This window comes from Pedobacter puniceum, assembly GCF_009674685.1.
Classification (GTDB): Bacteria; Bacteroidota; Bacteroidia; order Sphingobacteriales; family Sphingobacteriaceae; genus Pseudopedobacter; species Pseudopedobacter puniceum.
On sequence record NZ_WKJI01000001.1, the window covers coordinates 675,420 to 697,308 of the forward strand.

The following is a 21,889-nucleotide window of genomic DNA, read 5'->3' on the forward strand; positions in this document are numbered from 1 at the left end:
CGTTAACTTCTATCTAAGTATTTCTTTTTATAATCTAACGGAGTCATACCTGTTACTTTTTTGAAATGCCTGTAGAAATTAGATACATTGTTAAAACCGCAATCAAAGCAAATAACTTCTGTTGGAAGTTTATTTTCTACCAATAAACGGCAGGCATGGCTAATTCTAATCTCAATCAAGAAATCGTAATAAGTTTTCTTGGTCATGAGTTTGAAATACCTACAAAACGAGGTTACACTTAAATTACTGATAGAAGCAATTTCCTCTAAAGTAATATCCTTTTTATAATTACTGTGAGTATAGTTAAATACTTTATTTAGTCTTATCGTGTCAGATTCGTTTGACTGATAGAAAGAACCTTGTCCGTTTACAATAGGTTCATATTCATTAGTTTCTGCCAGTACTTTTAAGATAGAGAGTAGCAAAATGATTTTGTCTAAACCTTCGGCTTGTGCGGTATTGCGCATTAAATCAGCAACTTTATCTCTAGCTTTTCCTTTAATAATCATTCCGCTTTTAGCTTTTTCATAAAGCTTTAAAAGCTGATAAGTTTCTGGTAAGGTAAGTAAGGTTTTACCCAAGCAGTCTGGTAAAAACTGCATTACAATACCTTCAATATTTAAATCTGTATTATTTTGATAGTAAGCCTCATTGCATCGCCAAGCATGGGGTAAATTTTCACCAAGTAAGATAATTTCTCCGGGAGTGAAATTGCTAATATTATCACCAATAAAGCGTACACCTTCTCCAGCAATGTTGTAGTGCAATTCTAGTTCTGGATGATAATGCCAAACATTGCCATAGTTGGGCATAATGCTATGTTTGATATTAAAAGAGCTTTCTATTTCTACAGATACTTTTCTGAATAAAGGCTTCATAAAATGGTATTAATTAGAAAATAGGTTTATACTTTATTGTGATTATTAAAAGTAAAATTAACAATTTTAGATGACAACATCCTATAAAAAATTGATAAAAATAAATAGGAATCACTTTTTATTATTGATGTACTTTGTATAAGACCACGAGGTAGCCAATTTATTATAAATTTATCAGTCAGTACAAATGAAGTTTATTTCTCAATCATTGCTTTTTCTTCTATGTTTAGGATTTGTTAACGCAGAGGCACAAAATAAAAAGCAAGACCAAGCAGCTTATCAGCAAGTTATTACCAAAAGAGCCGAAAAAATTGTAGCGCAGTTAGGTATCACAGATTCTATTCAATATAAGAGAGTAACATCAATTATTGCAAATCAATATTCAATAATAAATGAGCATCACGAAGAAATAGATGCGACTAACAAAAAACTTAAAGCTAATTTAAAAGACAATAAAGTTCAGTTAGAAAAACAATCAAAAGCTTATCAAGAAAAAGCAGAGAAGAAGCTTTCTAAAATTCATAAGAATTACATTAAAGCTTTAGAGAAAGAACTTAATGCAGCACAAATAGAGCAAGTAAAAGATGGTATGACTTACGGTGTTTTGCCTATAACCCTTAAAGGTTATCACGAAATGTTGCCAAATTTAAATGAAGAGCAGAAAGCGCAAATAAAAGCATTTTTAACTGAAGCTCGTGAGCATGCTATGGATGCACCATCATCAGAAAAGAAGCATGCTTGGTTTGGAAAATATAAGGGTAAAATCAATAATTATCTTTCTGCCCAAGGTATAGATATGAAGAAAGCTGGACAGGAGTGGGAACAGCGTATAAAAGAAGCAAAAGAGAAGAAAAATAAGGGATGATAAAATGCTATAATATTTTGAAAAAATGCTATACAAAAGCAGAGTTTTTGCCCCCTATATTTGATGTATAAATGTTGTAACCAATATTTTATAACCTAAATTATCATAAACGTATTTGAAGATTATAAGCTATAACTAATCGGTATATAATCCAGTATAAAAAAGCAATAAAAAACTTTATAAAGCAGTGAAGATGTGGTATCTTATAATACTGTTTAGTGTTGCTTATTGCCTAAAAAGAACTAACCAAAAACGAATAATAACCAATTGAATCAAGAAGAACTATGAAGTTATCTTTACAAAAGCCACTAAACAAACGCAATGTAATAAGGGCAGCTTGCGCTCCTTTATTATTAGCGCTGTTTTTGCCAGGTTCTGGTGTGGCTGCAGAGCGAAACGCCGGGTTGTCACTTAATATGGGTGCAACAAGTACTGCATCCCGCTGGGTAAATGTTACCGGTACAGTAAAAGACAGTAAAGGAGAGCCATTACCTGGTGTAACTGTTAAAATTAAAGGAACCAATACAGGTACAAGTACTGATGTAAATGGCGTTTTTAGGTTAAACCTACCAACAGGTAATGAAACTTTAGTTTTTAGTTTTGTTGGTTTTAATTCTATAGAAGTGCCAGCTGCTGGTAGAACCAGTTTCAATGTTGTAATGCAAGAGAGTGTGAATGCAATGGATGAAATTATTGTTACTGGTTATGGTGAGAAAAAACGTTCAGAAATTGTTGGTTCTGTAGCTACTATAACAGGACAAGAAATTCAAGATATTCCTGCTCCAAATATTGCTGGTGCTTTAAGAAACAGAATTGCAGGTGTTGGCGTTAGTCAGGTTTCTGGAAGACCAGGAGCTCGTATTACCTTAAATATAAGAAGTTCAACTAATTCAGAGACAGCTGCTCGATTTGGTACTACAGACGAACCTTTATACATTATAGATGGTATTACCGTTGGCCCAGAGGTATTCGAAAACCTTGATGCATCAATGGTGGAAAATATTTCCATCCTAAAAGATGCTTCAGCAGCAATTTACGGTGCTTCTGGAGCAAAAGGTGTTGTTTTAGTAACTACAAAAAGAGGAAAACAAGGTAAACCTTCTATTAGCTATAATGGATACTATGGAGTTAATGATGCAGCTAAAGAACCAGAATTTTTATCGGCAGTAGAATTAGCTACTTTATTGAATGATGGTTATAAAATATTAGGTACAACCACTGGAGGTACAAGAGCAAGTGATTTCTTTACTGATGCTGATTTAGAAACCATAAAAAATTTAAATTATAAAAGTTGGTACGATCAATTATGGAGCGCATCAACCATGCAAAGGCACAATTTAAACATATCTGGTGGTAGTGATAAAATTACATTTTTTGTTGGAGGTAGTTTTCAAAACGAGGATGGCAATTATGAAGGTTTAAAGCAAAATAGATTTGGTTTTAGAAGTGGTATGACTGCTAAAATTACAGAAGGTCTTAGTGCAGATTTAAATTTTAACGTAGACCAAAGGTTGATGAATAGCAAGAACCCAAGTTCTGATGCTGATCAAAACTTTTTTGAAACCATAATTTCAATGCCTCAATGGATACCATTAGAAATTAATGGTTTACCAGTGAATATCAATAACGGTTCACCAAGAAACCCTTTAGGTGTACTTCGTTCTGGTTATTATAATAATACCAAATCTCAAGGATATAGAATCAATGCAAGTTTAACTTATCAACCGAAGTTTTTAAAAGGCTTATCTGCGAAATTTCAATTTTCTCAAGGTGGTAGTAAAGAAAACAACAGAATCTATCAGCCGCCATACAAACTTTATGACTTTGTTAGAACAGGAAATAACTTAGCACTTTATTCTAATACATTATTGCCGGGCGTTACTTCTGCAAATGTTCCTAATTATGAGTTTGCTGCCATAACACCTCTTAATGCATCCATAAACCCTAGGTTAACAGAAAGAAATAGCTATCAAGGATTTTTAACTTTAAGTTATAACAGAACTTTTAAAGCTCATACTATCAGTGCTTTAGTTGGGGGCGAACAAACAGAAGGTAACAGTGAGGTTTTAGGAGTTAGATGGACAAATCAAATAATCCCCGAAAGAGATGACTGGTGGGCGTTTGATCCGACTAAATTAGTTATAGATAACAATACTATATTTGAAGAGACCAAAAGATCTTTCTTTGGAAGATTTAGCTATGATTTCGATAAAAAGTATTTAGTAGAAGGTGTTATAAGATTAGATGCTTCATCAAACTTCGCTAGAGGAAATAGATGGGGCGTATCTCCTAGTATAGGTTTAGGTTGGGTTGTTAGTCAGGAAGATTTCTTTAAAGACAATGTGCCGTTTATCAACTTCTTGAAGTTTAAAGCTAATTACGGTATTACCGGTGACGATAGAATAGGTTCAAGATTTTGGCAAGAGCGTTACACTATCGATACCTCAAATGGTTATTTATATGGTGACAATACAAATACCAACGGTTTAAATCCAAGTATTTACCCAAATCCATTAATAACATGGGAGAAAAAAGAAACTATGAACTTAGGTATGGAGATGTCTTTACTTAATAATAAGATAGATTTAGGTATAGAGGTTTTCAGAAATCGTAGCTATGATGTGTTTGATAGAGGTAACGAGAGAATGTATCCATTATATTCCGGATTTCAAGGTCCCATTGTAAATTATCGTATATATCATAATTGGGGTTCAGAATTTAATATTGGTTATAAAGCTAATCTTACCAAAGACTTAAAGCTTAACACCAGTATGAATTTTGGTTATGGAAACTCGGTGGTAGAAAGAATTATCTATCCGGCGGGAGATTTATTAGAGCTTAATCTAAATTCAGGAAACTATTTAGGAAATAAATTCGGAACAGATCCAAGAAAGTACAACTCTTCTAACATTGGGTTAAGAAGCAGAGGTATGTTTAGAACTCAGGCAGAAGTTGATGCTTTTATGGCTGAAAATCCTAACTATAAAATTTACGCAGCTACACCACAACCAGGTTGGTTAAATTATGAAGATGTTAATGGCGATGGTATCATCAACGATTATGATATGGTTCCATTATTTGATAATACTAATTCTTTCTTCTCAACAGGTTTATCAATAGGCTTGTCTTATAAAGATTTTGCTTTAAGCACAAATATTTTTGCAAGATTAGGAGGTAAAGTGTTTTTTGATTCGAGAGCGAGAACAGCACCTTCTTTAACCAGAAATGTTATTCCTATCTGGACAGACCGTTGGACGCCTGAGAACCCTCAAGAGGGTAAATTTCCAAGATTTGATGATCCTTCAATCTCTAGAAACTCAGATTTCTGGGCAGTTGATGGTACTACCATTAGGGTAAACAATATGACTTTAAGTTATAAAGTGCCTGCTAAATATGCTAGTAAATTAGGTTTATCTAATGCTAAGCTTTTAGCAACGGGTAATAATTTATGGACATTGGTTAATCCTTTCCCATATAAAGATCCATATACCTCAAGTGCATATGATTATCCAACAATCAGAACTATATCTTTTGGTTTAAGTTTAAGTTTGTAAAATTAAAGTTATGATTAATAAAAAATATATGATTAAAGTAAAAGCAATGTTTGCTTTGTTAATCAGCACTTCAATAATAGTATCTTGTGTTAATAAAGATGAGTTTTTTGAATTAAAAGATAGAGGTGGAGTTGGTCCAGATTTATGGAGCACAGAAGGTACCATACAGTTACACTTAAATAGAGCTTATGATGTGGTTATGCCTCAGTTCTTGTTTCAAGATCATACTACTAGTAATATGCAAGGTAGATACGGTATACACTTTGCAAGTGATGAAAGTTTTTTTCCAAATGCAGATTCTTGGGCAGCTAGAGCTTTAGGGATGGGCGAACCCTTAGATAACCATAGTGTTTTCTTTACAGGTAACCTTTATACAGGTAATGCCGGAGGTAATAAATATTTTGACATTGCTAGATGTAATAATGCCATAAAATATATTCCAGAAGGTACTTTACCAAGATCTGTTTACAGACAATATTTGGGTCAATACTATGCTTTAAGAGCTATGGTTTATTTTGAGTTAACCAAAGTATATGGTGGTGTTCCACTTGTTTTAGAGCCTCAAAGCCCTGATTATATGACGGTAACTGGTAGAGCTAGTGCTAAAGAGTGTTTTCAGACTATAGTAAGAGATTTAGATTCTGCTATGGTATTATTAGATGGTATTACTTTTCCTGATGCTACAGGTAGAGGTAAAATCACTAAAGCAGCAGCAGCAAGTTTAAAAGCAAAAGCCTTATTATATTGGGCTAGTCCGCAGTTTAATCCAAGAAATGATCCAAAGCATCCGTATGAGCAAGAAAGGTGGAATGTTGCTTTACAAGCTAATAAAGAAGCATATGATATTTGTATAGCTGCTGGTAACAGATTACACAGCAATTATGCTACTCTATTCCAGACAGAAGGTACTGCTAATCCTGAAGTAATTTTAGTGAGACCATATAGCAGTTCTATTGAGAGAAGAGGGCATGATGCAGAAAGAAGAAGTCGCCCTTCTTCTGAAGGTGGTTCACCAAATCAAGGATACCGAGCAACTATAAATTTAATGGATGCTTATCCGATGAAAGATGGTAATAGAATTTCTACAACAGGAGCCTATACATATGACCCTGTAATGTTCTGGCAAAATAGAGATCCAAGATTTACAGCAACTTTTGCTTATAACGGTAGTGTTTGGCCTTTAAGTGGAAAAACTACTCGTAGACAATGGACTTATGTTAATGCTGCACAAGAAAGTGCTGGATGGGGTGTTTATTGTAAAAGATTTTCTACCGCTAGTTTAGCGGCAGGTTCAGTTCCGTATACTTCAAATTTAGGCGGTAATGGAATGGATTGGATAGAAATGAGATTTGCAGAAGTGATGTTAAACTATGCAGAGTGTTTAAATGAAACAGGTAATCTTGCTTTGGCTAAAGATTTAGTAAGACAAATCAGAATCAGAGCAGGAATAGAGCAGGGGGCTGCTGGTAATGATTACGGTTTAGGTGCTGCAACAAGTGTAGATGCTATGCGAGACCTTATTTTTAATGAACGTTTTATAGAGTTTGCTTTTGAAAACAAACGTAATGCAGATTTAAGAAGAATGAGAAGAATGCACTTGTTAACGGGTACCATGTCTGCAATGACTATTGAAACACAAACTTCTGGTACAAGAGCTACACTAGAAGCTGTTGTAAATCCTACTACAGGGCAAATGTTTAGAGATAATTTAAATATAGAAGATAAAGCAACTTATCTAACTTATTTTAAACCTTATTCTATAGTTCAGCCGATTTCACGTCCTTACAGTGTTCCAGAATTCCACTATTTCTACACTTTCCATAATGATTTTGTGTATAGTGGTGTAAATATTCAACCAACAATAGGTTGGGCCGGGGGTACATTTGATCCACTAGATTAATCAATTGTATTCTTTAAATTTTAATAATAATAAGATGAAAAATAATAAAGCCTTAAAAATATTTTGCAGTATGCTAGCATTGCTTACTGTATTAACATCTTGTAAGAAAGAGGTGCCTAATATATTTAACATGCTAACAGATGTTGAATTAGAATATAAGAGCACTTTAAATCAAGGTGAAGTTTATGTAGAGTTCACTGCTGCTTTACCTACTTCAGGGGCAAACAGCACTAAGAACATGTCTAAAATAGAATTAACAGAAGTTGGAAGTACAACGCCAGCAAGAACTATTCAGTTAACAAGTGCTCAAACAAAAAGTTACAATTCTGGAGTATTAATTCTTACAAGTGCAAATCCTCAAACGGTAACCTATAATATAAAAGTAATTGACGATACCAATGCAGATATTACATCGTTAGTCACCATAACTTATCCTTCTGGTAACCAAGTAGTCAATAATCCAATCTTAGTTACAGAAGTGGATACCAAAACTGTTAATCCGGGAGATAATGTTTATTTAGATTATACATTAACATCTAAAAAGGATATGAGAAATGTTGTTTTTGAAACCTTTGCAGGAAATGCTCAGCCAACAAGAACAAATATTGTATTGCTGCCAGATGCTAACAAGAATAATTATAGAGGCGTTGTTAGAATTAATATGACTCGTAACGGATTAAGCAGATATAGAATTTATGCAACAGATGTTTTAAATGCTTTTATAGGCGATGATTATAAAAATATAAACATAAATGTTAGTAATGATCATACCATCATCACCAACAGATTTCTATATGCGCCAAGCTTAGATGCAACAAATCAGAATCCAGATGTTACTTCGGCCAGTTTTTATTCTATTACTACAGGAGAAACTTTCAATTACACAAATGGCAAAAACAATTCGGCTAAGATAGATTTTGGTATTTATATTTTGCCACCCGTAGCACCAAGTGTAGTGCCTAGCCTTAACTTGTATACACTAAATAATCCTACAAACCCTATGGCGGGTAAGTATGATTTTACAGATTGGACAAAGAGAACTACTGTGTTTACGCCAGGAATAACAGCTAATGCCAAAACAGTATTTGATAATACCTTAACATCTGGCTTAAGTATACAAACGGAAGCTTTAAAGCTTTCATCAGCTTTAAATAGAACTTCTGTAACCAATATAGCTGCCGGAAGTATTCTTTATTTCCGTACACAAGAAGGTAAATATGGGGTGCTTTATGTAAATGGTTTTACTAGAGATTATTTAAATAGATGGTTTGCTAATATTGATGTTAAAATTCAGAAATAGAGATTTTTTTTCTTAATAATAAGTGTAAAGGCTAATGATTATTCATTAGCCTTTATTATTATTAAAATTAATTTTTATGTATTTTATTTTCTTTTTCTTATTTACTTGTTCTAGATTGATGATTAATGATAAAATCCAAAACCTATTTAGTTAAATTATTGATGATAAATGGTTTGTTTGTTTTTTTATTCAGTTCAAGAAAGGTGCTTTGTAAAAGTTATTCAAGATATTATTTTGATAATATCCTACAATAATCGGGGAAAATCTCATAATATATGATGGATGTTTGAGGTTAAATTTGATTTGATTATAAACTAAATTATTAAAGAATTAAAGAAGTAAATATGAAAAAACTATTACTTTCTACGTCCATTTTTCTAATAGGATTTTTTACAGTTAAAGAATCTAAAGCTCAAGATTTTGATTTAGACTTTTACCAATATTTTAATGCTAATATGGCTGCTTATGGTAAGACAACAGCTAAGGATGCAGCAACGGCTTGGCGAGGAAGTGCTACCGATGGAAGAATTGGTCCAATTGTTACTATGAATAATATTTCATCTAGAGTAATACAAAATAATAGGATAAACAATATTTCAGTCGGTGATGACAATACCACCACAAATAATTATGTGAGATTTCAACTAGGTAACGATGATTGTAAGATTGTTTTAGAATCTACAGTTGATATTAAAACAATTGCGGTACAATACAGAAGTTCTTCCACAACACCAGCTGGTATCAAAATTGCTTATGGCGATACTGAGGCAAATGTAAATACTTTTGGAGGTACGATTGTTAATCTTGCTAATTACGATAGTTCAAGCCCTTCTCCTGGACAAACAGTGTTTTTAAATATACCTGAAACAGGGATTAGATTTGTGGTAATAAGCAGGAATGCTGGTACCTCACCTAAGCTTTATAGAATAGCAGCTTCATCAACTACATTTACAACTTTACCTTTAAACTTATTATCATTCACAGCAAAATCTGATGCTTTTGGTAAAGCAGTAAATCTTAATTGGAAAACTACTAATGAGGTTAATACAAAAGAATTTTCTATAGAAAGAAGAACCGATAATTCAGATTTTGTTTCAATTGGTACCATAACTAGCAAAAATACTGATGGTATTCATAACTACAATTTTACGGATAATAATGCTGTAGCAGGAAACTCGTATTATCGTTTAAAGCAAATTGATAATGATGGGAAATTCCAATACAGCGATATTCAATCAGTTAAAATAGATGGAGGAGTTAGTTTAAGTTTATATCCAAACCCAACTACAGACGAATTAAATATCTCTCATGCTTTAGCTTCTAATGCTTCAATAAAGGTGTTGAATATACAAGGTAGTACTGTTTTAGAACAAAAACTGGGTCAAGGCACTACTTTAAGTAATATCGGTGTATCTCAATTATCTCCAGGTACTTATATATTAATGCTAAATAATAGCGGACAGCAATCGACTATTAAGTTTATTAAAAAGTAATTTCTTATCCATTTTAAGCAAAGAGGCTATCTCCTAAAAGATAGCCTCTTTCTGTATTATCTAACCATAACCCTAATACAATATGAAAATACCTTACATCTTTAAGTTTTTTATTTTATGGATGATTGTCTTTTTTGAGGTTAATATCGTTAATGCCCAAACCCCGGTTATAAAAGTAGACTTAAATCATTTTAGTGGTAGAGATGATCAAAATACAGAAAATGGTTATACTCCATGGCGTATTCCAACAGTAGAGGCAGACAGCTTAACTGTACAAGGTGTTAAAATAAGATTTAAGCGTATTGGTACACAAGGTACAAGTCTTACAACCAATTGGTATAAAGCAGGTGCAACCACTTCAGGTGCGCAATTAGTTTCTGATGGTGTTACTGTGAGTAATGGTAATAGCGGTGGCAAAATAGAAATGAGAATAAGCGGTTTAGCAGCAGGGGCACATAATTTATTAGTATATTTAAATGCTGTGGATGGCTATCTAGCAAGTGATGTTGGTCCGGTTGATGTTTATCTCAATAATGTTTTAGTAGCCGATAACGTACAACCAACTGTAAGAGCAACAAACTCCACTGCAACATTTGTTTATTTAAATCTTGAAGCTCAAGAAAATAAAGATATTGTTATAAGATTTGAAGCAGAAATCAATACATCAGCTTTATATAAAAATGTTTTTATCAATGCATTTGGTATAAATCTAGGCGATATGGGTAGCCAAGCTAAAGATCCTATCCCTTACAATGCAGATGAACATGTTGAATTGGTAGGCGGTGCAACCAATTTAAGCTGGACAGCCGCTTCTGGCGCTTTATCTCATGATGTTTATTTTGGTACTAGTGAACAGGCTGTGTTTTCTGCTGACCGGTCTTCGCCTTTATATAAAGGTAATTTTTCGGTCAATACTTATAATGCTTCAAATTTATATACTGGCGATACCTATTACTGGCGTATAGACGAAGTGTTTGCAGGCAGAACAGAAAAAGGTAGAGTTTGGTATTTTAGACCAGGACAATTAGCATTCCCCGGAGCGGAAGGTTTTGGTAGATATGCCAGAGGTGGCCGGGGTGGTAAAGTTGTGTATGTTACCAATCTTAACGATAGTGGTCCGGGTAGTTTAAGAGAAGCTATTACCAATGATATTGGACCTAGAACAATTGTATTTAATGTAGGTGGTGTTATTCAGTTATTATCAAGATTAACATTAAGTAGCCCATATGTTACCATAGCAGGTCAAACAGCACCTGGTAAAGGTATATGTTTACGTAAATCTCCTTTTGGTTTTGGTGCTAATGATGCTATTATCAGAAATATGAGGTTAAGATTAGGATCAGGCCCAACGGCAGATGGGATGGGCTTAACCGGAGATCATAGTATCATGGATCATTGTTCTATCAGTTGGACGATAGATGAAGCATTTAGCTCTAGAAATGCTAAGAACATCACATTGCAAAGAACACTTATTTCCGAAGCTCTTAATATAGCTGGTCATCAAAACTATCCAATAGGTACAGAGCATGGTTATGCAGCAACTATTGGTGGGAATAAAGGGAGTTTTCATCATAACTTATTAGCGCATTGTTACGGACGTAACTGGAGTTTAGGAGGGGGGCTTGATAATAATGGATACTTAGCTGGTAAATTAGATATCAGAAATAACGTTGTTTATAATTGGGGAAGTAGAGCTACTGATGGTGGCGCAAATCAAGTAAATTTTGTGAATAATTATTATAAACCAGGTGCAGGTACAACTCTTTTTTACGCTTTAACAGCACAGTATGAAAATATTGGCTTGGGTACTCAACAATATTATTTCAATGGAAATGTAATGCCAGGTAGGTTTGATGAAGCTACACAAGTAAATGGAAGAAGAGCTGTTTATACAAATGGCGCAACAAAAACTTATGAGCCATTTTTAGATCAACCATTTTTTACAGCACCTGTAACTACCCAAACTGCTTTTCATGCCTATAAAATGGTTTTGTCTGATGTTGGAGCTAATCAGCCTGTTTTTGATTTACATGATACAAGAATGGTAACAGAAACCTTAAATGGTACTTACTCTGTAACAGGAAGCATATCAGGTAAAAAAGGATTTCCAGATTCTGAAATGGATTCTGGAGGTTATGAGTTATATCCAGAAGTTTACAGAGCCTCTAATTGGGATACGGATAAAGATGGTATGCCAGATTGGTGGGAAAATATAAAAGGCTTAAATGTAAACTCTTCGGTTGGCGATTTTTCTGATGCAAATGCAGATAATGATAGAGATGGATTTACTAATCTAGAAGATTACTTACAATGGATGGCAGAGCCTCATTATAGTGCCATCACTGGGCAGGCAACAGCTATTGATATTAAGGAGTTATCAAAAGGTTTTACCAATACACCTGTCTATACCATCTCAAATATTCTAAATGGTAGTGCAAGCCTTAGCAACGGTATTGTAACTTTTACAGCTTCAAATAATGGTTTAGCTGCTTTTAATTTTACGGTAACAGATGCAAACGGACATAACATGACAAGAAAAGTTAATCTTGTTAGTGGCGCAACTTTAACTTTACCAGTTACAATTGTTTCTTTTGAAGCTTCTAGAAAAAATACAAAAGAAGTTATTTTAAAATGGAAAACAGCCCAAGAAGTTAACAATAGTCATTTTGAAGTTTTAAAATCAAACGATGGTGAGAATTTTAAAAACCTAGGTATAAAGATTAACTCAAAAGCACCACAAGGACAAAGTAATCAACCTTTATCTTATGATTTTATAGATCAAAATGATGATATAGCTGATACTTATTATCAGCTTATTCAAAAAGATAAGAATGGCGAAACAGCATATTCTTCTATAAAATTTGTAAAAGGTAATGAAACTGCTTTTAAGGTTTGGCCAATACCCTCAACAGGAGAGGTTTCTTTGATGGCTGGTGAGTTAAAAGAAGATGCCCAATTGTTTATTTATGATATGTCTGGTAGAGTAATCCAGAATGCTGTGGTAGTTTCTAACAATACGCAAAAGTTATTTATCAAAACACCGGGTATTTATATTTTAAAAGTGAAGAGTTTGTTAAACCAAAAAGAGTTATTTACTCAGAAATTAATCATTAACTAAACCTTCTATATATTTTAATAGAAAAGAACTTTATCTTAGATAAGGTTCTTTTTTGTTTTAAGGATTAGAAATTGTTTTTGAATGATGTTTGCGATAAAATCATATAATAATTTGTAAACATGGTATAAATAGGGCCATACATTAATATTTAAATTTGAAATATTATACTTTATCAACATCGTATAAGCTCTAAATTAAATTAATCAAATGAAGAAACTGATGAAGTCTGCACTGCTGGGGGCAGTGGCTATGGTGAGTACTTATCAAGCGCAAGCGCAGTACCCAAGCATACCAGACGATGTACAAAAAGCAACTGCCGAATTAATGAATCAAGCTTTAAAACAGTCTGATTTAGCTTGGCAAAAAGCACTACCTATTATAGAGCAAGAAGCAAAACAAGGAAAGCCTTATGTTCCTTGGGCCGGTAGGCCAACAGATTTACCGCAGGCAGATATTTTAGCTTTTCCTGGTGCAGAGGGTGGCGGTGCATATTCTTTTGGTGGTCGTGGCGGTAAAGTTTATGTAGTTACCAATTTAAACGATAGCGGACCCGGCTCTTTACGTTGGGCATGCGAGCAGGGTGGTGCTAGAATAGTAGTTTTTAATGTTGCGGGTATCATCAGATTAAAAACTCCTTTAATCATCAGAGCACCTTATATAACCATAGCGGGTCAAACAGCTCCCGGAGATGGGGTTTGTGTAGCAGGAGAATCAGTTTGGTTAAATACCCACGATGTAGTAATTAGATATATGCGCTTTAGAAGAGGCGAAACCTATGTTGGTAGAAGAGATGACGCTATTGGTGGTAATCCGGTAGGAAATATCATGATAGACCACGTATCAGCAAGTTGGGGATTAGATGAAAACATGTCTATGTATCGTCATATGTATAATGATAGTACCGGTAAACCCGAAGTTAAATTAGGTACGGTAAACATCACCATCCAAAACTCTATTTTTTCTGAGGCTTTAGATACCTGGAACCACGCTTTTGGTAGTACTTTAGGAGGAGAAAATTGTGCTTTTGTTAGAAACCTTTGGGCAGATAATGCTGCAAGAAATCCATCAATTGGTTGGAATGGTATTTTTAATTTTGCTAACAATGTGATGTTTAACTGGGTGCATCGTTCTATAGATGGTGGCGATTATACAGCACAATACAATATCATCAATAATTATTTTAAACCAGGGCCATTAACACCAAAAACAGAGGCTATTTCTTATCGTATTTTAAAGCCAGAATCTGGTCGTAGTAAATTGCCTTATGTAGTTTTCGGAAGAGCACATGTTGAAGGTAATATTGTTGAGGGAAATACAAAAGTTAGCCAAGATAATTGGGCTGGTGGCGTACAATTAGAAAATAAAAAAGGCGAGTCTATGACTTATGATGAGGCAAAACCATACTTTGCTGCTATGCGAGTTGCTAAGCCTTTGCCTATGCCAAAGATGACTATTATTCCGGCACAACAAGCTTATAGCTATGTGTTAGATAATGCAGGTGCTACTTTACCAAAGAGAGATCCGGTAGACACTAGAATTGTAAAACAGGTAAGAACAGGAGAAATAGAATTTATAAAAGATGTAAAACTTCCTGAAGCTGATTTTAAACATCGCAGATTACCAAAAGATTCTTACAAAGGAGGCATCATTACAGATATCAGTCAAGTAGGAGGTTATCCAAAATATGAAGGCAAACCATATAAAGACGCAGATCAAGATGGTATGCCAGATGATTACGAAACAAAAAATGGTTTAAATCCTAAAGACGCTTCTGATGCTGCTAAAATTACCGCATCAGGTTATTCAAACATAGAAGTTTATTTAAACAGCGTGGTTGATATTAAGCGTGTAACACCAAACTAGTTCAATTTTTCTTTCTATTCATAATCTCCGTTTGTATTATACATTCGGAGATTTTTTTTGCCTATAATTTTCCTCGGATCCTTTTCTTTAGAATATTCGTATAATAGAAAATGAAATTTATTTGTTAATCATCAACTATTTCTTTTAATGAATTTGAAATATTAGAAATAATATTTTTAATTTAAGTTTTGAATAAATTAAAAGTCTTAAGAAGCCAATCTTTCTATTATAATTAATTCATACTTAACAAGCTTATAAGTCTTATGCTATATGCAGAAGTTCAAAATTGATAAATATCTACCTAGTTTTTTAAAAAACTCGCACACCTATGCAGTCGTTGTTACAGATTTAGAAGGTTTTTATACCTATGTTAACCCTTACTTCGCAGAAAAATTTTCTTTCATTACGAATTACTTTATTGGTCTACATTCATTTTTAACGATATATCCAAAAGATCATGAAGCTTGTACTCAGGCTGTGCGTCAGTGTTTTACTTGCCCAAATGATATTATAAAAGTCTCTTTAAGAAAGCCAGAAAATGTTTTAAGTGAATTTTACTGGACTTCTTGGGAGTTCTCTTTAATGAAAGATGAAAACCAAGATATTTTAGGAGTACTTTGCGTTGGGCATGATATTACAGAAACAGAGCTAGCTAGTAAAAGAGCCTTAGAATTTTCACAAAAAGTAGAAACCATTTTAGATAAAATGAGTGATGGGTTTATTCAGCTAGATCAAGAGCTTAAGCTTTTAAAAATAAATAAAGTTGCCCGAGATATTTTTTATCCTAACCATACTAAAATTATAGGTAATGATATTTTAGATACCATAAATAAAAATTTGTCTATTAGATATTCAGCGTATTTTCAAGAAGCTTTAGATACTCATGTCTCTATTTCTTTTGAAGATTTTCATGAGCAAACTAATCATTGGCTTAATTTAGTTGTACATCCATCATCAGAGGGTTTAAGTATTTTTATAAGAGATATATCTCAAGAAAAGAAAAGCCAAATAGAGTTAAGTAAGTCTGAGTATAAACTTAAAGCTATATTAGATAGCACTACAGATAGTAACATCCTAATTAATCCTGAAATGAAAATTATCAGTTTTAATAAACCTGCTTTAAAGGATTTTAGCTCTTATTACAAAGGCGAACTTAAAGAGGAAATAGATGTTAGGGAAGTACTAGCCAGCCAAAATAAAAAGTTTTTTGATGTTTATTTTCCTTTGGCATTAAAAGGTGAAAAACATACTATAGAAATAGAAAAGGAGATAGATGGCCAAAAGCAATGGTTTGAAGTATCTTATTTACCAGTTTATAATTCTACCGCTCAATTGATAGGCGTCTCAAAAAACACCAGAAATATTACTAACAGAAAGTTAGAAGAAATAAAAATTGTTAAACAAAATGAAGCTTTTAGGTCTATCGCTTGGCAACAATCTCATGAGTTAAGAAGACCAGTTGTTAATTTATTAAGCCTTTGTGATTTATTGATAAAAGATAGAGACGAAAAAGAAGAGGTTAAAGATTTTTATTTAGATAGCATTTTAAAAAGCACACAAGAGTTAGATGAAATTATCAAAGCGATTATTCTATTGGCTAGTGAAAATGAGTTTATGAATAATCAAGAAAATAGGTCTAATTTATCATAAGAATCAAATCTTAAAGCTTTGATTAAAGTCTCATATATTTTTTATTTAGGGCAATAAAAGCTTGATAATATCCTACATTTTTTAGTGAAAATTATACAGAAAACAAGTGCTTGTAACATCTACATTTGCTTTATGTTTATTATCATTCAATAGTAAACATAAAATAATGTTTTGTACTGTATGATTTTTTCATTTTTTAAAGTGCTAAATACAAAACATTTATACAAATAATTTTCTTAGTCGAGTGGTTTCACTAAGAATTTTTTAACTCATATTTTAGGTATATTGGTTGGCTTAAAAAGAGGAGAACTGCCCATCAGTTTCTCCTCTTTTTTGTATTAAATTATTATAAGTTCCATTTTTAGCTATCCCAAATGTAACTTTATAAAATTGCTAATATGCCTTTCAATATAACATAAGTGGCTTTTTTATTGATTTTAGAAGCTTTTAACTACTAATGGTAAAATTGTATAAGACATAGAGAAAATGCTACAAAAATAACAGTCCTTTAACCATTAAATTTGTAATGAAATGTACCAATTTATACAGGTAAGGCCTAATTTAAGCTTAAATGATTAATTTGCTTAATGAATGTTTTTACCTCTTGTAAATTGAACCTAAATGACAATTACTTTGCTTAAAAAAATACTTCAATCTGGTGTAAAAAATAATATCTTAAAGCCTTGTTTTTTAAGTGTTTATTTGTTTTTTGCATTGTTTCCATCATCAGTTGAAGCACAAAAAAAAGAAGCTCCAAAATCTCCTGTTTATCTTCAAAAAGATGGTAAGCTTGCCTACACACCAGATGCTTTAGGTAATCGTATCCCTGATTATTCTTACAGTGGCTACCAAGCAGGTGAAAACGCTATTCCAAATGTTCCTGTGAAAGTTGTTGTGCCAACCATAGTAGGCGATGCAACCGCCACTATACAAGCAGCTATAGATGAAGTAGCTAAATTACCTTTAGATAAAAATGGTTTCAGAGGTGCTGTACTCTTGCAAAAAGCTGTTTATCAAGTTTATGGAACTATCAAAATAAATGCTTCAGGTGTTGTTTTAAGAGGTAGCGGATTTCTAGAAAATGGTACTAGCATTTTGGGCAAAGGCACAAACAGAGAAATATTAATTCGGGTTTTAGGAAAACAAAATCAGGTAAAGCAAACACCTGTTTCTATTGTAGATGATTACGTACCTGTTAACGCCTTTCAGTTTAAGCTTGCCGATGTGAGCTCATTTAAAGTAGGAGATCAAATCCTGATCCATCGTCCATCTACACAAGAATGGATAGCTAAACTAAATACCGTAACCTTTGGTGGTGGTTTAAGTAGTTTAGGATGGAAGCCCGGTCAAAGAGATATTTTCTGGGATAGAAAAATTACTGCTATCAATGGTAATACCATCACCATTGATGCGCCTATTACTACAGCTTTAGATAAACAATTTGGGCAAGCCACTGTAGCCAAATACCAATGGGATGGCCGCATAACCAATATCGGAATAGAAAACCTGCAATTAGCATCAGATTACAATCAACTCAATAAAAAAGACGAAGATCATCGCTGGAATGCCATCAACATAGAAAATGCGGCCGATGTTTGGGTAAGACAAATCACTTTCAAGCATTTTGCTGGTTCTGCAGTTTATGTAAACCAACACAGTAAGCGTGTTACTGTAGAAGATTGTAAATCTTTAGCTCCTGTATCAGAAATTGGTGGCGAACGTAGGTATACTTTTTATACCAAAGGGCAACAAACCTTATTTCAAAGGCTTTATTCTGAATTTGGTTACCACGATTTTGCGGTAGGTTTTATGGCAGCTGGGCCAAATGCTTTTGTACAATGCCAAGCCATGAACCCTTATAGCTTTAGTGGAGCAATAGACAGCTGGGCTTCAGGTTCTTTGTTTGATATCATGAATATAGACGGCCAAGCTTTAAGTTTTGCAAATAGAGGTCAAGATGGGCAAGGAGCAGGATGGACAGCCGCTAATAGCCTTTTTTGGCAATGTAGCGCTGCTAAAGTGTATAATGAGCAGGCACCAACAGCACAAAATTGGGCTTTTGGTACTTGGGCACAATTTGCTGGCGATGGTTTTTGGGATATGTCTAATGAGCATGTAAATCCAAGAAGTTTTTATTATGCACAGTTAGAAGACCGTTTAGGAAAATCGGCAACAGCCAGAAAATTTTTATTGCCAGTAGCATCAGAAGCATCTTCTAGTCCTTCTATAGAAACAGCTTTAGCATTAACGCAGCTAGCAGCAAAACCTGTTTTACAATTAAGTCAGTTTATTGATGATGCTGGCTCAAGAACACCTATAAATACCGATGCAAACGGAGCTAAAATTTTAAAGCCTATTATCGCTAAAGAAAATCTTAAAGCTGGCGATATGAAGTTGAAAAACGGTTTTATCATTTATAAAGACAAGGTTGTTACAGGTGCCAAGCAAGATATACAATGGTGGTCTGGCAGTGCTAGACCATTCGCTTTAGATAAAATGCGTCCACATATTACCCGTTTTGTACCTGGCGAAATTGGTAATGGTTTAACCGATGATTTAGAAGAACTTACCACAAGCATGCAACAAAAAAATGTGGTTGCAATGGATCATAACTACGGTTTATGGTACGAGCGTAGGAGGGATGACCACCAGCGTGTAAGAAGAATGGATGCTGAAGTTTGGCCGCCTTTTTACGAGCAACCTTTTGCCCGCAGCGGCCAAGGTATCGCCTGGGATGGCTTAAGTAAATACGATTTAACTACGTTTAACAAATGGTATTGGGGTAGGTTACAGCAGTTTGCCAACCTTGCTGATGAAAAAGGTCTTGTGCTTTTACATCAAAATTATTTTCAGCACAATATTCTAGAAGCTGGGGCACATTATGCAGATTTTCCTTGGCGACCAGCAAATAATATCAATGATACAGGTTTTCCAGAGCCTGTACCTTATGCAGGCGATAAACGCATTTTCATGGCAGAGCAGTTTTACGATGCTAATCATCCCGTAAAGAGGGCTTTGCACCGTAATTATATCCGCCAATGCTTAGAAAATTTTAAAGATAATTCATCAGTTATACAACTTACTAGTGCAGAGTATACTGGGCCAACGCATTTTGTAGCTTTTTGGTTAGATGTAATTAAAGAATGGGAATTAGAAACAGGTAAAAAACCTATCATTGGTTTAAGTGCTACTAAAGATGTACAAGACGAGATTTTAGCAGACCCCGAGCGTTCTAAATATGTTGATGTTATTGATATCAGATATTGGTTTTACCAAGAAAACGGTGTGGCTTATGCACCAAAAGGCGGACAAAATTTAGCGCCAAGGCAGCATGCTCGTTTAACTAAAGTTGGTAAATCTTCTTTTGAGCAGGTTTATAGGGCTGTGGCCGAGTATCGTTCTAAATATCCAGATAAAGCGGTTATCTATAATGCAGGTAATTACGATAGAATGGGTTGGGCAGTATTCATGGCTGGCGGGTCTCTGGCAGATTTGCCTCTTATTGCTGATGTGAATTTTTTAAGAGACGCTGCAAGCATGAAACCGCAGCCACAATCGCAAAAAGGCGTTTATACTTTGGCGAATGCATCATCGGCTATTGTTTACCAAAATAATCAAGCAGAGGTAAAACTAGGAAACGGTACTTATGTGCTCAGCTACATCAGTCCACAAAGTGGTAAAGTTGTAAAGCAAAGCACTATAAAAATTAATAATAAAGCCATCAAAACAGAAGATTTAAAAAGTGATGTGGTGGTTTGGATAAAGAAAAAATAGATAAAGATGAAGAGAATCATAAACATTGTTTTTTTGATAGCGATAGCATTTACTGCATGTCAAACTACTGAAGAGTATCATGGAGTGCAATTGCTTAAAATATCAGAAAACAAGAGGTATTTAATGACAGAGGATGGAGAACCTTTCTTCTGGTTGGGGGATACCGGATGGTTATTATTCAATAAACTAAACAGGGCAGAGGCAGAAACTTATCTTGAAGACCGCAAGCAAAAAGGCTTTAATGTGGTACAAGCTATGGTTTTACATACCGTTCCTTCGGTAAATGTTTACGGAGACTCTTCTTTAATAAACGCAAATGTTGCTACGCAAGATACCACAGCAGGAAACAACCCGCAAGATTCTTTGGCTTATGATTATTGGGATCATCTAGATTTTATCATCGATAAAGCTAGCGAAAAAGGTATTTACATGGCTTTAGTGCCTGTTTGGGGTACTAATGTTAAAGATGGAAAGGTTAGCGTAGCACAAGCAGAACAATACGCTAAATTTTTAGCTAAGCGATACAAAGACCGCAACAATATTATTTGGTTAAACGGCGGCGATATCAAAGGCAGTGATTCTTTAGCTGTATGGAAGAAAATAGGTGAAACTTTAAGAACTCATGACGATAGGCATTTGATAACTTTTCATCCGAGAGGCAGAACGGCTTCATCAGACTGGTTTCATAAAGAAAGCTGGTTAGATTTTAATATGGTACAATCTGGCCATAGAAGGTACGACCAAGATACTTCAAAAAAAGAAGTGAAGCATTACGGCGAAGACAACTGGAAGTTTATGGAAGCCGATTTAAAATTAAGTCCACTTAAACCAACTATAGATGGAGAACCTTCATACGAGGGCATCCCGCAAGGTCTACATGATACTTTAGAACCACGTTGGACAGATGCTGATGTTCGCAGATACGGCTACTGGTCGGTTTTTGCTGGTGCTTTTGGGTATACTTATGGGCATAACTCGGTGATGCAAATGCATCAAAAAACAGATTCTACAAGCGCTTATGGCTCAAAAGAATTATGGAGTCAAGCTATTAATGCACCAGGAGCTAAGCATATGGTTCATTTAAAAAATCTAATGCTGTCTAAACCTTATTTCAATCGTATTCCAGATCAAAGCTTAATTGCAGAAAACGGTGAAAAATATAACCGATTGATAGCTACCAGAGCCGATGATTATGCCATGATTTATACCTATACGGGTAGAAATATGAAAATCAATATGGGTAAAATTAAAGGTGATGAGGTGAAAGTTTCTTGGTTTAACCCACGCGATGGTAAATACAAAGAAGAAGCTAAAGTAGAAAATAAAGGTGTAAAGGAGTTTAACCCACCGGGCGATGTTAAAGAAGGGAATGATTGGGTGTTGGTTTTGGAGAGCTTTTAAGAGTAGAAAGTATAAAGTACAAAGTAGAAAGTATAAAGTACTGATTATAAAGTAGAAAGAACTGGGTAAAGAGAGTAATAGATAGTAAATAAG

Annotated in this window: 11 protein-coding genes; 10 read left to right on the top strand and 1 reads right to left on the bottom strand. The window is 34.2% G+C overall.

Annotation, left to right across the window (positions count from 1 at the left end; all coding sequences use genetic code 11):
• Positions 1-2: 2 nt before the first annotated feature.
• Positions 3-878 carry an AraC family transcriptional regulator gene (locus tag GJJ64_RS03185; protein WP_154286306.1) on the bottom strand — a complete coding sequence of 292 codons (876 nt, stop codon included), beginning with the start codon at positions 876-878 and terminating at the stop codon, positions 3-5.
• Positions 879-1,065: 187 nt separating this feature from the next.
• On the opposite strand from GJJ64_RS03185, the gene GJJ64_RS03190 reads away from it, so the two are divergent.
• The 10 genes from GJJ64_RS03190 (at position 1,066) to GJJ64_RS03235 (ending at position 21,796) form a co-directional block, all read left to right on the top strand.
• Positions 1,066-1,743: a DUF3826 domain-containing protein gene (locus GJJ64_RS03190; RefSeq protein ID WP_154286307.1), complete on the top strand. Its 678-nt coding sequence runs from the start codon at positions 1,066-1,068 to the stop codon at positions 1,741-1,743.
• Positions 1,744-2,027: 284 nt separating this feature from the next.
• Positions 2,028-5,297: a SusC/RagA family TonB-linked outer membrane protein gene (locus tag GJJ64_RS03195; RefSeq protein WP_154286308.1), complete on the top strand. Its 3,270-nt coding sequence runs from the start codon at positions 2,028-2,030 to the stop codon at positions 5,295-5,297.
• 10 nt (positions 5,298-5,307) lie between these two features.
• Entirely contained in the window at positions 5,308-7,197 is a 1,890-nt protein-coding gene (locus GJJ64_RS03200) for a RagB/SusD family nutrient uptake outer membrane protein (RefSeq protein WP_154286309.1), read from the top strand.
• A 34-nt stretch (positions 7,198-7,231) separates the two neighbouring features.
• Positions 7,232-8,497 carry a hypothetical protein gene (locus tag GJJ64_RS03205; protein ID WP_154286310.1) on the top strand — a complete coding sequence of 422 codons (1,266 nt, stop codon included), beginning with the start codon at positions 7,232-7,234 and terminating at the stop codon, positions 8,495-8,497.
• A 344-nt stretch (positions 8,498-8,841) separates the two neighbouring features.
• A complete protein-coding gene (locus GJJ64_RS03210; RefSeq protein ID WP_154286311.1) occupies positions 8,842-9,990 on the top strand; it encodes a T9SS type A sorting domain-containing protein in 1,149 nt (382 codons plus the stop codon).
• Between the two features lie 82 nt (positions 9,991-10,072).
• On the top strand, positions 10,073-13,108 hold the full coding sequence (locus GJJ64_RS03215) for a T9SS type A sorting domain-containing protein (protein ID WP_154286312.1): 3,036 nt from the start codon (positions 10,073-10,075) through the stop codon (positions 13,106-13,108).
• A 207-nt stretch (positions 13,109-13,315) separates the two neighbouring features.
• Entirely contained in the window at positions 13,316-14,971 is a 1,656-nt protein-coding gene (locus tag GJJ64_RS03220; protein WP_154286313.1) for a pectate lyase family protein, read from the top strand.
• Positions 14,972-15,241: 270 nt separating this feature from the next.
• Positions 15,242-16,621 (top strand): PAS domain-containing protein, encoded by a 1,380-nt coding sequence (locus GJJ64_RS03225; protein WP_154286314.1) that lies wholly within the window; start codon positions 15,242-15,244, stop codon positions 16,619-16,621.
• Between the two features lie 621 nt (positions 16,622-17,242).
• Positions 17,243-20,395 carry a DUF6298 domain-containing protein gene (locus GJJ64_RS03230; protein ID WP_154286315.1) on the top strand — a complete coding sequence of 1,051 codons (3,153 nt, stop codon included), beginning with the start codon at positions 17,243-17,245 and terminating at the stop codon, positions 20,393-20,395.
• 6 nt (positions 20,396-20,401) lie between these two features.
• On the top strand, positions 20,402-21,796 hold the full coding sequence (locus GJJ64_RS03235) for a glycoside hydrolase family 140 protein (protein WP_154286316.1): 1,395 nt from the start codon (positions 20,402-20,404) through the stop codon (positions 21,794-21,796).
• The last annotated feature ends 93 nt before the right edge of the window (positions 21,797-21,889 follow it).

Excerpts from the sequence above, each read along its gene's own strand:
- GJJ64_RS03185 (WP_154286306.1), bottom strand. The coding sequence starts at position 878 with ATGAAGCCTTTATTCAGAAAAGTATCTGTAGAAATAGAAAGCTCTTTT.
- GJJ64_RS03190 (WP_154286307.1), top strand. The coding sequence starts at position 1,066 with ATGAAGTTTATTTCTCAATCATTGCTTTTTCTTCTATGTTTAGGATTT.
- GJJ64_RS03195 (WP_154286308.1), top strand. The coding sequence starts at position 2,028 with ATGAAGTTATCTTTACAAAAGCCACTAAACAAACGCAATGTAATAAGG.
- GJJ64_RS03200 (WP_154286309.1), top strand. The coding sequence starts at position 5,308 with ATGATTAATAAAAAATATATGATTAAAGTAAAAGCAATGTTTGCTTTG.
- GJJ64_RS03205 (WP_154286310.1), top strand. The coding sequence starts at position 7,232 with ATGAAAAATAATAAAGCCTTAAAAATATTTTGCAGTATGCTAGCATTG.
- GJJ64_RS03210 (WP_154286311.1), top strand. The coding sequence starts at position 8,842 with ATGAAAAAACTATTACTTTCTACGTCCATTTTTCTAATAGGATTTTTT.
- GJJ64_RS03215 (WP_154286312.1), top strand. The coding sequence starts at position 10,073 with ATGAAAATACCTTACATCTTTAAGTTTTTTATTTTATGGATGATTGTC.
- GJJ64_RS03220 (WP_154286313.1), top strand. The coding sequence starts at position 13,316 with ATGAAGAAACTGATGAAGTCTGCACTGCTGGGGGCAGTGGCTATGGTG.
- GJJ64_RS03225 (WP_154286314.1), top strand. The coding sequence starts at position 15,242 with ATGCAGAAGTTCAAAATTGATAAATATCTACCTAGTTTTTTAAAAAAC.
- GJJ64_RS03230 (WP_154286315.1), top strand. The coding sequence starts at position 17,243 with ATGACAATTACTTTGCTTAAAAAAATACTTCAATCTGGTGTAAAAAAT.
- GJJ64_RS03235 (WP_154286316.1), top strand. The coding sequence starts at position 20,402 with ATGAAGAGAATCATAAACATTGTTTTTTTGATAGCGATAGCATTTACT.